Consider the following 13,223-nt stretch of genomic DNA (forward strand, 5'->3'; position numbering starts at 1 on the left):
CAGACGGGGTTTGAGGTTTGACCCGGCGAGGCGTTTGCAACGTCCACGAGCGCCCGAGTCCGCATCAATCGCTTCCACGAACATAACCTTTGGACAGATTCTCAAAACTCCACCTTCACGCCCACGCCAATCTGGCGGGGCGGCATCATGGAAGAGACGATGCCGCCGGCCGTGCGGTCGTCGTGCATCCAGATGGGCAGAACGCGGTCGGCCAGGTTGTTCACCCAGGCAAAAAGCTGCACGTGGCGGTTGATCTGCCAGCTGGCGCGGGCGTTGATCACGGTGTGGCCGCCCACTTCGTAGCCGGGCAGGTTGTCATCGGCGGAGTGAAAGCGCGCGGTGTGGCGCGCGTCCAGCGCCAGGTTCAGGCCGGGCGCGGGCGTCCACTCGGCGCCGAGCGAGAGGGTGTGGCGCGGCGCACGGCCAAATTCATTGCCTTGCAGCAGCTGCCCGCCCGTGGCCTGAAAGCGCGAAATGCGCGTGTGCAGCAGCCCCAGCGCGGCTTTGAGGCGCCAGCGGGCGTTGGCCTGCCAGTCGGCCGACACTTCCAGCCCACGGGCGCGGGCGCGGTCGGCATTGACCACCACCGCGCCATACAGGCGCCCATTGAGGTAGTCGGGCAGCAGGCGCTGGGAGTGGCGCAAGTCGCTGAAAAACACGTTTCCCGTGAGCAGCATGCGCCCGCCCAGCAAGCTGGCGCGGCCAAACAGCTCGTAGTTCCACAGCGTTTCAGCGTCAAAGCTGTACGTGCGCGATTGCGCGAAGCTCACGCCCGCGCCGCCGGGGTTGTAGCCCTTGCTCACCAGCGCGCCCACCGTGGCCGTGCGCGAGAGGTCATACGCCAGCGAGAGCTTGGGCAGCACGGCGTGAAAGCGCTGGTCATACGCCATCGGCACGCGGGAAAAAGGCGTTTTGCCGCTGCGGCGGATGTGGTCGCTCTGGTAGCGCAGCCCGCCCGTGAGCAGCCAGCGCCCATCTGCGCCCAGGCGGCGGCTCAGCTCGCCATACAGGCCCAGATTGCGCTTGCGGTCGTCAAACCGGGAGATGCCGCGCGTGTAGAGCAAGTCGTCCGAGCGCGCATGGTTCACGAACAGGCCCGCCGCGCCGCGCCAGACGGACTGGGCATCGCCAAAGTCCAGCTTGGTTTCGTGCGTGACGGTTTTGAGCGTGATGAGTGCGCCGCCGTTGGAAAACGGCTCGGCCACGCGCCGCACATTCAGGTGCGAGAAGCTGGCGCGGTGCGAGAGCGTCAAGTCATTGGCAAAACGCCAGGCCACATCAGCCACCACGCCGTTGTTCCACTGCCTGAAGCTGGGCATGGCCAGCGTCAGGCTGTCGTACCGGCTGTAAGGCGCATTGGCCGATTCGTTCGTGGGGCGGCTGCCTTGCGTGTGCGTGAGCGCCAGCCGCGCCGTGAGCTGGCGCAAGGCGGCAGGCTGCCACAGCAGCTTCAGGCGGGCGCTGCGCGACTCGAAGTCCTGATCCGTGTCGCCCTTGGCAAAGCGCGGGTTCACGTAGTGAATGAAGGTGTCGCGCTGGCTGGCATCCACCGCCAGGCGCGCGGCCAGCTCGTTGGACACCAGCGGCCCGGAAATCACCGCCGAAGCGCGCCGCGCGCGCATGCCGCCAGCGGATACCTGCGCCGCGCCTTCACGGTGAAACGTCGGCTCCTTGGTGTGCACCACAACGGCCCCGGCAATGCTGTTGGCCCCTTGCGAAACCGTCTGCGGGCCGCGAAACACCTCAATGCTTTCCACATCCCACAGCGGCTCGGCGCCAAACACCAGCTCGTTGTAGCTCAGGTAGCGCCCGTCCACATTGATGGTGGCGCGCGGCACCGTGCCGCCCAAAAAGGCGCTCGCGCCAAAATTCGGCCCCTGCGCGTCTTGCCCGCGAATCACCGGCGCGGAAACCGTGCCCGCAAACACCACGTTGGGCACATGCTCCAGCGCCTCCTGCACCGAAGAGCGCCCCGGCTGCGCCTCGACGTCCTGCGCGTCCATCTTGGAAACGGATGAAGCCGTGTCGCGCAAGCTGCGCTCGATGCGCTCGCCCGTGACGGTGATGGCCTCCAGCGTGCGCTCTTTTTCCTTGCCTTGTTCAGGTTCTGCCGCGCGGGCCTGCTCTGCGGCCGATACGGCTGATGCAGCGCAAGCCAGCGCGGCCGCGCAAGCCAGGGCATGAAACCAGCCCGGGCGCAAGCGGGCCAAAACACAAGAAGAACCAGGGCGGCGCAAAAACAGAGCGGGCATCGACATCTCCAGCAGACAAACAAATGTCAGCAAGTGTCACGCGCCCCTTCGCGCCGCAAGCCCCTGGCCGGGAAAAGAAAGCGCCCAAGGCGGAAAAACGAAGAAAACAGCCAAGCCGCCAAAAGAAAACCGAAATCAAGACGGCCCAGCAGCAGGCGCATGCGCACCGCTGGCCCAATGGGGCACTGCTTTCATGGCGATAGGCGGCCAGAAATCATCGCGCGCAACAACGCCAAATGCGCAAGGCGGGGCTATCGCTTGCTTAATTCACGCCATAACCGCAGCTGTGAACAGGCGGACTCGGATGGCCTGCAATCTGCGCCTTGCAGCCCAGCCCGATCCGCCGCTCCTCGCGGCCAGACAACAGCAGCTCGCGCAAACAGACCGCTTTCTTGCGGGCTGAATGGACTCCCGGAACATCAGAAACAGGAGCTAATTTGACGGGGCAAAAACCGCGCTTGCGCAGTTCCTGCTAGGACCTCATGCTATTGAATGAGGAGCAAATAGAAGGCTACAGAAAGGCGGCAGCGCCCTTTCTGGATGGACTGCATGAGGCCGCACGGCTTGGTCAGACAAGAAAGCGGCAATGGCCTCCGGCTTGGCTGGCGCAGCCAAGAGCCGCTCAGTCAGACCGTCCAATCAATATGGTCAAGCAAGCCCTCAACCACATTTTCTTGTATGTTTTCCTCTTCTATCGTGAATCAAGGCCTCATTTATTTCATTTACCAATGCGGCACTGATTTTTCTGACATAGGAAGAAAAATCTTCCTCATTTAACTTGCGGAAAGAATAAAAAGGAACGGAAAACCATCTTCCTGTAAACGGTATCGCATAAAAAGAATAATAGGGAATCAAATATCCAACCCATACATCTTTTGCTGCGATATGTCCAAAAATCTGATGTTCATACCCGCTCTTCGCAACCGTGCCCGCACCAATGCGAAACTCTGGATATCCATATTGCGGAAATTGAATCTCAAGAATATCAACAACATCTCCCCTGAACCTTTGAAATTTCCCGAATGGATAAAATTGCTCCAATTGCTTTTTTTCTTCTCCCTTTAAAAACACGCGCTCAAATTCCTGCTCCCCGAGCCCTGGAACAAGCTCATTTTTCACGGCATTCAGCATCCACCTGCGGTACATTTTGTATTTTTTCATGTTGACCAATCGCAATCATCATTGTCAGCAGCAGTTCTCATGGCTTTAATGCCAAATAATATGATACTCTGTCACGAGAAAGCCATGCCCCATCCAAATTTTCACTCAGTCTGCCCACTGCATTGTAGCGCAGCTGCCTTTCTCGGCCTGCTCCGGCCTGGCTATGCAATGATTTAGATATTCCACCCCTATATTCTTGTGGCATTGATATATTTGGCAGTCAAAAAATCATACGCCCTACGGCACATCACGCCTGCGCACATTTCAAGAAATCCGAAAAACAGACAATACACGAAAACAACCCTCCCTCCGGAAACGCCAGGAAAATCAGTCTCGCGGCCAAAGGAAAAATTGCCCAGAACATTTGTCACGGCGAAAAGAAGTGATATGCAAATGATAAGAATATATAAATATCGCCCATGCAAATTTCCAATCAGGAATCCGGCAATCATCATGCAAAACCACAGCAAGGACATCATTATCCATGAAAAAATGCCCATATGAAGCAAAAGAAACCAGAACAATGGAACCAGGCAGGCAATTGCAGCGGAGCATATTATCTTCTTGTGCATCATGGCCAAATCTCGTCAATGTAAATCGCATCGTGGATCCAGATTAATCAGATAATCTGGACACATACTTGTTGGCAGGCGCACGTTGCATGCATGTAATGCAACTTCAGCACAATTTTTTAAGACAAGCATATTATATATGGTTTATTTCAAGATATTATTTGCTCCTGTTTATCATCCTCCTGATCCAGCAAACAATGTCTGGCGCCAGAGTTCGCCAATAAAGAATCATCAAAACACAAATAAGACACGGAATAGAAATGATTAATGCAAACGGCCACCAAAAGGACTCTCTTAAAAAACCAAAGATTAACCACCATATAAATATATGAAATATGAAAAACAATAATTCAATCAGCGTCATTTATAAACCCATTCTGCAATCACAGTTCTCATTACTCTTCACGGAAGCATGGAGATGAGTCACCCCGAACAGGACCCTATTACTGTAAAAGCCGAAATGCCTGTCGCTATTCTTGACATAAACCAGCGTCCAGCCGGGGTTGGTCCGTCCCAAACATACCTGCACCCAAACCTAGTAAAAATCCGCCTGCTTCAGATTTCAATGCCGTTATTCATTCCTTATTCTTTACGATTTCTTTTTCTCTTGCCCCAATTCTCATTGGGGAATATCCAATATAGTCTCTTATCGTCTTCTGTTTTACTGTACTTGTTATTTTTCTCTTTCAATGGCCTCTTCAAGAGTGACTCCTCGTTGAACACTAACGAAAGTTGCCAAATCCAAAAATAGATTCGCAGTATCGCCAATATGTCTTTCGGATTTTCATTAACGTATAAGCAAACATTAATTTATCCCGCCAGCCCGATCGGATCAGTCTGTATGTATCGCCCAGACCCGGCGCATAGCCCCTGCTCCAGTTCTGATGCAGCCCCGTTTCTGCATCAAAGTACTGTGCCCCCGGCAGCCTCAAATTGGTTTGCGCCATTGAGGCCGGATTGATTCTGGCCTTGCCGAAGACGCCACATCTGGCTCTTTACCTCGTCTCTCCCATTCAGGCTGATTTTCCGTTCAAGTTGCCTGCCCTCACTTATCGGGCCTGCGACCAACGCCGCATGGCAGTCTTTCGCCGTGCTGGCTTTGCCTGCCTCTGCCGCAACTCACTGGTAGGTGCGGCAACACGCCGATGACGATGATGGACGCAGCTCCACCTTGACGGCCAGTTCTTGTGTGCTTTCCGTGCAGTCCTGGTGGGGCAGACTGGCTTGCCTCTGACTTTGCTGCGCTTGCACCAGCTGTTGCACCAGCAACGACGCCAAGGTCAGTACGCGGGCACTGTCAGCGAAGGCAAGACTTTGGCGGGCGCGGCAAAAACATTGCAGGGCGTGAAGGGCTTCAGTTTGGCGTCAGCAGCAGGCAGAGACTGGCAGTGGCGGGGTGAGGGGCTGCCGCGTCAAAAACAAGAGCGAATCTGAAAGGGCTAAAAACGGCTTTCGCGCACGTTCCACTAGGACATCATGCTATTGAATAAGGAGCAAATATAAGCAAGCCGGGATAATGCCGTAAATTTAATACAGACCTTCGCTCAATAAATTTTCTCCGAGTGAAGGATCATTTCCTAGCTGATTATTAGAAATCTTCATGGCATCAAATATATCCGTCAACGTTTTCGCATTCATTATCTCACGTTTGATGCACCTAAGCGCTTCAGCATCAAACTGGGCATCATCGCCAAAGACAAAATTCTTATCAAACGTATCCATAATCGCATCTTTCAGTTCCTCTATGTTAAAGTTCATCTTTCCAAGAACAACCTCCACCTTCCAATTCAAATTCATGAAATAAAACAACTTTTCAATAAATGAATTTCCGCGCACTCCCGTGAATCTTAACGATTCTATATTATACGACTCCTTTTCGGTAAAAACCATTGCATTCCCATACTTTTTTCTTATATGATGCGGCCATCCGTCTGCAAATAGCAAAGCTTCCTTGCAGAATAAACCAAAGTTTTTGTCCGCGCACAAGATGATTATTGCCTCGATTGTATCCACATTCCGAATTTTCATTTTCATTAATACCCTTATCTCCAAAGATAGAAAATTAGTTCCAAGCATTATTTCTGGCGTCATGAAGGAGTTCCTATCCATGCCAACCCTGGACGTGAGGCCAACCAGCTATTAAATGAGGGGCAAATCTGACGGCTACAGAAAGGCGGAAGCGTCCTATTGGTCGGACTTTATGAGGCGGCCACGGATTGCTCAGATAAGATGACGGCAATGACCTTCGGCCTTGTTGGCACAATCAAGAGGAGCGCTGATCTATTTGGTCCTGAATGGCTGGCATGGAGAACAGCTTTCTGCAACAAGCCAAACGCTATTTTTAACGTTTGGCTTTCACAAGATAGCAGGAGACAATGAGGAAATATTTCTCCATTTGCGCTTGCGTCAGGAGATATTCGGCCCACCTGAAATCATCGTTGCCGCCAAAAACGCGAAGACTCATGAGAACCTGTCACGCATCTTTTCATATAAAAACACGTATTCTGCATCGTGCGAAAATATGACCACATTCAATTGCCTGCACTTGTCATTAATAAAATTCCTGAACATCATTCCGCCATCAAGCATATCGTCATTCGTCTCCTCTTTTTTCCATTTGTATCCTTCTCTTGCGAAGAAATCAATAAGGCTTTGGCAAGAGCAATCGAGTGCAAACAATATAGACTCGCTTGTGACAGCTTTTATGGCCAGGCGACGGATATCTTTTGCGGCCTCCATTTTTCTGATAACAAATTTGCCAAAGATATATTTCCTCTTCATTTCATATATTTCACAATAAATGTTATCATCATGAATTTTCCTGATGAAATCCAGCCCGATTTCTTCATCCGTCGGCTTGACGCAATCGAAATTGAGATATATTTCATCAGGAGTAAAAAAAGTAATCATGACAAACAGCTCCATCAACAACCACAAACAGCTGATTCTGAAATCATCGAAAGCATTCCCGTGATGCCTCGCGAAAATAATGGATAGCAGGAACAATAAAAAGACAAGTTTGGTTTAATACATCTGTAATGGCTGCGCCAAAAGCTCTGCAAGTAACGCTGCCAACAAAACTATTTTAAAATGCCATCCTATGGCTAGAACGAGGTCCAGCCCCGTGTATTTTATTAAGTGTATCATAGTTTTACTTAATAAATCCACCTGCTATTCCACAAAATCCTATGGTAATTGGCAGTACAATTTTCCCCAGCGAGTCATAGAATGCCATCGGATTTCCACGGGCATACTGGTAAACATTCATCCCCTATCAGCCCAATCGGATCCGCCTGTATATACCTGCCAATGCCTGGCGCATAGTCCTGATTCCAGTTCTGGCGCAGCCCCGTTTCCGCATCAAAGTATTGCCCCGGCAGCCTCAGGTTGATTTGCGCCGTCGCGGCCAGGTGGATTCTGGCTTTACCAAAGGCCTCGCAGGTCGCCTTCCATGTTGTCTATCCCGCTTTATTTAGCGCCAAGAGGGAGGTTTCCAGATAGTCTGTCGTCGGCTTCTTTCAGGCTGGTTTTGCCGTTCAACTCCGCCTGCCAAATGGGATCCGTGCTCTATAGACCTTCTTTTGCGTCTTCGCCCTCCTCGTTTGTTCTGGCTTGCTGCGTGTGGGGGTTGAATCCATACGCCCTGGTGATCCGGCCTTCTTCATCGGCTTCGGCCATCAGCGCGCTTTCGCCGTTGATGTAGTAGACCGTACGGCTTGTGCCGCCTAGCATGACGATCTTGGTAATTCTTCTTTTGGTTTGTTGTTCTCCAATCGAATGGCAACATTATGTATTTTTATCATGCCTTTCGTCATCTATCTCATGTTTATGGAAAAAATATCTCCCATAACAAACGAGCCAAGCAAGTACAAAAAATGCAAAGAAATACACTCCTCTCCCGGTGGCAATAGATATATATGCTCCAGCAACGTACAAACACAAAGAACAAAACCATATTATTGCATTCATTTCACGATCTCAACGTTCACATTCATTAAAAATTCAGATCGATTTGCGAGGGCACCATATGCGCCATTCATTAATATCAATTATAACATTCCAGATATCGTCGGGGCTAAAAATTCCCAGGGACAGATCTGAAATACCTAGACGCATCATTAATTATAAAGGGCACGACGCTTCCTTACGGCACAGATATATTCATTGATCTTAAAACTTCTATATTTGCACACATAACAGGCATGTTGTTATCAAGGGCATCCTCATCTATAACGAGATCCATCTGACCAGTATACATCATCATTTCCCTCGAATATTTTTTCAACAAAAAGGCATGCATTTTTGATGGCATCAATATCATCAACCCCAAAAAATTTCATGCATCTTCTCTCTATACCCCTTTATGTAAACCTTGCATGCCACATCAAAATCCTTCTTATGAGGCTTTGATATTTCTATAGTTATCATCATGCTATCCTTGTTTTTCGGATTTCCAAAGAATAACTTGCGACGCAAAAATATAGATGCACCATTACTCATTCTGGATTCCTTCCCTACAATGAAACTAACATTTTCCATACGATTCCATTGCCTGCTAATAGTATAGGTTTCTTTCACGGTTTGTCTCGATGTTACGGCGAATATGCACCTGATAATTGGATGCTATATCACAGTGCCGTAAACATTCTTCCAGACTTCTTCCACCTAGATCCATGCAGTAGTCAATTCTCTTGCTAATCAAAGGTTGTAACCATAGATTTATATATCTACCCATGAGGATAAAGCGCCAGCATCTACAATTCCAACAGCAATAGCGCCCCCCCCATAAAAACTGTTGAATCTCCACCTATGCTTATAACGCCTGGCACTGGTATTGCAATAGAATGCCGTCTTCCTGGATCAATTATTACCAGCGAATTTCCATTTGCATAGACATAACGATTTATCCCACCTGCCAGCCCAATCGAATCCGCCTGCATATACCTGCCAATGCTTGCGTTGCAATTCCTGTTCCAGTTCTGGTGCAGGTCCGTTTCCGCATCAAAATACTACCTCGGCAGCCTCTGGTTGATTTGCGCTGTCGAGGCCGGATTGATTCTGGCCTTGCCGAAAGCCTCGTAGTTCGCTTTCCACGTCGCCTCGCCCGCCTTGTTCAGCGCCAATACAGGCGTTCCCAGGTGATCTGTGACCAAGTAGTGGTAGCTGGCTTCTTTCAGGCTGGCTTTGCCGTTCAGCTCCGCCTGCCAAATGGAGGCCGTGCTTTATAGACCTTCTTCTGCGTCTTCATCCTCCTCGTTTATTCTGGCTTGCTGCGGATGGGGGTTGAATCCGTAAGCCCTGGTGATCCAGCTTCCTTGATGAGGTGGCCTTGTGCGTTGTAGCTGGCGCTGACTTGTTCGGTTTGGCTTTGCTGCGCGGGGGCGTTTTCGTCGAGCGCCCGGGGGTATTGCAGCAGCTGGTTGGCTTCGTTGTAGGTCCACGCTCCGGCCTGGTGGGCGCTGCTCAGGCGGTTGCCTGCGGCGTCCCAGCTGTAGGCTTCGTTTGGCAGGCCTTGTTCCTTGAGCGCCTGGTCTGGCTCGGCTTGGGTGAGGCGGTCTTGCCAGTTGTAGACACAGGCGCTTTTCCTCTCACTCTCAAACCATAAATCCAATATCCTTTATCATCGTTATCAAAGTCATTACCCGAAAAATTTGGAATCAACATCATCAATAGCTCTCCCTCTTGCTTTAAGATGATATCGCGCCCCGAATCAAACCACAAGACAAAAGGCCCATCGATGGCATAACAATTATGTCTATTCCAGCATGATATCTTTCTTTTGTGAATTAACTGCCCTCTGCGATTCCATATAAATAATTGCTCATGATCAGTCGAATAACTCACTCCAACAATGTATACTCCATCTTCAGAGATTGCCGCCTTATATAGCATTGGCGGCGCACTAATATCAACACACTTATTGTGTAAACAGATCTTCATTCTAATTTTATGAATGACTTCTGTATATTCTTTTCCACTTTTGTAGTAACTGCTATAAATATCATGCCAATGATAATCAAGGACAGTTTCTTCCTGCTGTATGATTATGTTTTTTTCTTTCATGAACGGCATAACCAATAACGCCCATGCATTACAAGAGCATAAGAGGAAAAGACAACCTACAATATAGGACACATTGAATCGCATGACCATTCTCCTTCATATTTCATTCGTTCCGGCCCGTCGATGGGGGGGCATGATTGAATTTTCCATCCATTAATATTATTCATCCTTCTTCATTATTTCTAGCTCCTGTTACACATCCTAATTTATGCACCAAGATTCGAGTTGGTGACATTCGCCACTTATTTATGCCGCCATCAGGAAGTTGATGTAATAGGTGGTGCGGCTTGTTGCGCCTTGCGTGACAGTCTTGGCAATTCTTCGGCCAAAGGGGTCATAGCGGTATTGGACGGTGAGGCCATCTGCGCTGTCCTTGATTTCGCTGGGTCTGCTCGCTGCGTTGTAGTGCCAGTTTTTTTCCCAGCCTGCGCCGGCTTCTTTGATGAGGTTGCCTTGCGTCATGGCTGTATTGCTCTTGCCGCAGACTCTGTCACTCTCATTTTCACAATTCAATTTGGACCATTGACCCTGAAATATGCGTCAATTATTTTTAGATCCGGATCGCCCCATCCACAATCATTGATACCATTTTTTATTTCAAGCAAGAAAGATTCAAATTTTATGCGCACCAACTCTGGACGCAGGTTGCGCGTGCTCATTTTTGTGACATATCTGGCAACTTTATGCAATTCAATTTCCATGGCCAAGTGCAGATGCCTATAAATAACCTCCAGCTCATGATTTATATATTTATCGGCTATATCGTCGGCCATCATGCCCAGCCCTTTAACCGAATAATTACTCATATCTTTACTCACATGGAAAAGTTGGAAATCCAACTGCTGCGGCCACTCTGACAGAGCTTGCGTCATTAAAACAGAAAATTTTAGATCCATATTGTTCATTTCCGTATTCTACCGTTGGGCCAAGTCTCGACCTGCCCGCTGCGCCGTAGCAAATTGCATTTTGCCACCCACCATCGTTTTCCTTGACAAATATGATCAGATGATTTTATTCTTTCGATAAGATATGATTTTTTCCTAAAACTATACCCAAGACCCAAAGTAAAAAAATTACTTTTTCCGCACGAACTGGGAATACGTACCACATAAAAGTGAAGGATCCCGCTATGATGGCAAAATTCAAAATCACATCAAGCACAAGGTCCAATACGCCATCAAATCTTTTTAGCAGAAAAGGGGCGAAGTTAAGTGCAACACCGCAAACAACACCATTTACAATGCAGCCGATGAATAAAAACGTATTCGCCATCATAGAAATTGGCATCCACAATCAGGTTCAGAAACGCTGGAGTTTGGAATGGAACCGAGCAAACTTCCTCCCATATTTCTCATCGCCGTTTGCGATGCAGGGCTTTGAATATTTTCTCCATGAAACGCCTGCCCGGTGGCGATGGTAGACGAGGCCTGTCCGGCGCAGCGCGCAGAGAGCCGGGCGCGCTTTTCAGGCTTAGGTCCGCCCACGCGTTGTTCAGGCGACACCAGCCCCCAGCGCCATGTGGTGCGGTTGATGACTACCCGGCAGCCACCCGCCATTTTGTCGGCCAAGTTTTGCGTGCTTTCCGTGCAGTCCTGGTTAGACCACACCTGCCGCCTGTTTGGCTGCACTTGCACGGGCAGCGACTGCACAAGGGCCAGAACTGGCGCGCTCAGTTTGGGTCAGGTTCTGGCAGGCGCGGCAATAACCTTGCAGGACATGCGTGGCTTCAGTTTGGCGTCAGTAGCGGAAAGAAACCGCCAGAGGCAGGGTAATGGTTTGCCGTGTCAAAGACAGGAGCAAATTTCAGGGCTTGAAAACGGCTTTTGCGCCCGTTTCACTAGGACCTCATGCTATTGGTATAGGAGCTAGTGTTATCCGCTTTAACGCTCTGCCTCGCAGGCGCTTCGGGGCGATGGCCGGAAGGCACGATTGACGGCCTGCCGCGCGGGAGCGAAGGCACAGGCAGGTTTGGGACAGACTTTGAATCAGGGCGCGGCTGCCTGGCTCTGCGCTTGCGGGGGCGAGGCGGCGATCCATTCCACGTCGGCCAGTGCGAAGGCTTGCGGGAAAAGGTAGCGGCCGCCGAAAACGGGAACGTCCACAGCCTGCCATGCAGGCGCAAAGCCCGGAGCCTGCTGGCGCACGGCTTCGAGCACCAGCGTCGTGCAATACAGCGGGCGATCGCCTTCAGCCGTCAGGCGAAAGGGCTGGCCCGCGCGGGCGGCGGCGTGGCGGGCGGCGGCGGCGCGCTGCGCGGCGGTGAGAAAGCGCGGGCGGGCCACGGCCACGGCAGTGGCACGCCCGGCGGCGGCAAAGTCGGCCAGGGGCGTGATGAGCACCTGGTCCGGGTGGGCCGGGTCGTCATCTGTTGTGGCATGGGCCACCAGCACTTGCGGCGCTGTCTGGATGACGATGCCGATGTGCGAGTAGGCGCCGCCGCTCAGGCGCCGGATCAGGCGGCTGTCAGCCGAAGTGCCGCTGCGAAAAACCCAGTCGCCCGGCTGGAGCGCACGGGCAGGCGGCAGGGGCACAGGCGGAGCCGCTGGCCGCAGCGGGCTGCTGCCTGTCAGAGCAGACAGGGCGAACAAGGCCAGCGCGCTTAGCGCCAGGGCGGCCAGTCTGGCCCGCGTGATTTGCATGCGCATATTCAGCCAGATTTTCTGATTGATTTTCAGCGCGCCATGCAAAAACGGGAGCCGGATTTTTCCGCTCCCGTTTCTGGCTGCCGCGTTTCATTTCGCTTGCGCTGGCCTGATGAATTTCAGAATCCGGCGCTGGCAAATATTTTCCATTTGCCTTCCACCTGAATGAGGCGCACTTTTTCCATGCCTTCGCCCTGTTTGAAGCGCACTTTCAGGGCCACGCGGGCGCGGTTGGGATCGTCCGCGTCGATTTCGCTGGACTGCACGGTGATTTCTTCCATGCCGCCCTGGCTTTCGGCCTTTTCCCTGGCCTTGGCGATCATGGCTTTCATCTTGCCTTGCGCCATTTCGGTTTTGCCAGGCTTGGAGCTGTCGGGCAGGTGAACCAGGCTCATGGCGCCGTTCACATCGCCCTTGTAGCTGCGTTCAATGAAGGCCACGGCCACGCCGTCAGGCGTGTTTTTGGGGCCGGAGCAGGCAGTCAGGAAAATGGCCAGCAAGGCCGTCAGCAGCAGGGCTGCTCTGGTCATGAA

Annotated in this window: 12 protein-coding genes and 2 pseudogenes; 1 reads left to right on the forward strand and 13 read right to left on the reverse strand. The window is 51.3% G+C overall.

What is annotated here, in order from left to right; translation table 11 throughout:
- Nucleotides 1–101: 101 nt before the first annotated feature.
- The 11 genes and pseudogenes from ADJ79_RS12390 to ADJ79_RS14795 all read right to left on the reverse strand — a co-directional run bounded on the left by ADJ79_RS12390 (nt 102) and on the right by ADJ79_RS14795 (nt 10,953).
- Nucleotides 102–2,252 (reverse strand): TonB-dependent receptor, encoded by a 2,151-nt coding sequence (locus tag ADJ79_RS12390; RefSeq protein WP_172674080.1) that lies wholly within the window; start codon nt 2,250–2,252, stop codon nt 102–104.
- 660 nt (nt 2,253–2,912) lie between these two features.
- On the reverse strand, nt 2,913–3,413 hold the full coding sequence (locus ADJ79_RS14785; RefSeq protein WP_156304233.1) for a hypothetical protein: 501 nt from the start codon (nt 3,411–3,413) through the stop codon (nt 2,913–2,915).
- A gap of 2,099 nt (nt 3,414–5,512) precedes the next feature.
- Nucleotides 5,513–6,076, reverse strand: a complete 564-nt coding sequence (locus tag ADJ79_RS12405) for a hypothetical protein (RefSeq protein ID WP_156304234.1) — start codon at nt 6,074–6,076, stop codon at nt 5,513–5,515.
- Nucleotides 6,077–6,445: 369 nt separating this feature from the next.
- Entirely contained in the window at nt 6,446–6,895 is a 450-nt protein-coding gene (locus ADJ79_RS12410; RefSeq protein ID WP_156304235.1) for a hypothetical protein, read from the reverse strand.
- Nucleotides 6,896–7,206: 311 nt separating this feature from the next.
- Nucleotides 7,207–7,407, reverse strand: a pseudogene (locus tag ADJ79_RS15755) (RHS repeat-associated core domain-containing protein); the annotation flags it as partial.
- 898 nt (nt 7,408–8,305) lie between these two features.
- Entirely contained in the window at nt 8,306–8,563 is a 258-nt protein-coding gene (locus ADJ79_RS14790) for a hypothetical protein (protein WP_156304236.1), read from the reverse strand.
- A 176-nt stretch (nt 8,564–8,739) separates the two neighbouring features.
- A pseudogene (locus tag ADJ79_RS15760) lies at nt 8,740–8,982 on the reverse strand (RHS repeat-associated core domain-containing protein); the annotation flags it as partial.
- A 12-nt stretch (nt 8,983–8,994) separates the two neighbouring features.
- Nucleotides 8,995–9,138, reverse strand: coding sequence for an RHS domain-containing protein (locus tag ADJ79_RS15765; protein WP_371256856.1), 144 nt, complete (start codon nt 9,136–9,138; stop codon nt 8,995–8,997).
- A 104-nt stretch (nt 9,139–9,242) separates the two neighbouring features.
- Complete coding sequence (locus ADJ79_RS12415) at nt 9,243–9,596, reverse strand: hypothetical protein (RefSeq protein WP_050716234.1); 354 nt, start codon at nt 9,594–9,596, stop codon at nt 9,243–9,245.
- 698 nt (nt 9,597–10,294) lie between these two features.
- Complete coding sequence (locus ADJ79_RS12420; RefSeq protein WP_050716235.1) at nt 10,295–10,510, reverse strand: RHS repeat domain-containing protein; 216 nt, start codon at nt 10,508–10,510, stop codon at nt 10,295–10,297.
- A 47-nt stretch (nt 10,511–10,557) separates the two neighbouring features.
- On the reverse strand, nt 10,558–10,953 hold the full coding sequence (locus ADJ79_RS14795; protein ID WP_156304237.1) for a hypothetical protein: 396 nt from the start codon (nt 10,951–10,953) through the stop codon (nt 10,558–10,560).
- A gap of 227 nt (nt 10,954–11,180) precedes the next feature.
- Here ADJ79_RS14795 and ADJ79_RS15070 point away from each other — a divergent pair, with 227 nt between their 5' ends.
- Entirely contained in the window at nt 11,181–11,468 is a 288-nt protein-coding gene (locus ADJ79_RS15070) for a hypothetical protein (RefSeq protein ID WP_172674082.1), read from the forward strand.
- Nucleotides 11,469–12,033: 565 nt separating this feature from the next.
- Here ADJ79_RS15070 and ADJ79_RS12425 read toward each other — a convergent pair.
- Nucleotides 12,034–12,687, reverse strand: coding sequence for a YiiX/YebB-like N1pC/P60 family cysteine hydrolase (locus ADJ79_RS12425; protein ID WP_216597129.1), 654 nt, complete (start codon nt 12,685–12,687; stop codon nt 12,034–12,036).
- Between the two features lie 122 nt (nt 12,688–12,809).
- Nucleotides 12,810–13,220, reverse strand: coding sequence for a DUF4878 domain-containing protein (locus ADJ79_RS12430; RefSeq protein ID WP_102284345.1), 411 nt, complete (start codon nt 13,218–13,220; stop codon nt 12,810–12,812).
- Nucleotides 13,221–13,223 lie beyond the last annotated feature (3 nt).

Source organism: Ottowia sp. oral taxon 894 (genome assembly GCF_001262075.1).
In the GTDB taxonomy this organism is placed as follows: Bacteria; Pseudomonadota; Gammaproteobacteria; order Burkholderiales; family Burkholderiaceae_C; genus Ottowia; species Ottowia massiliensis.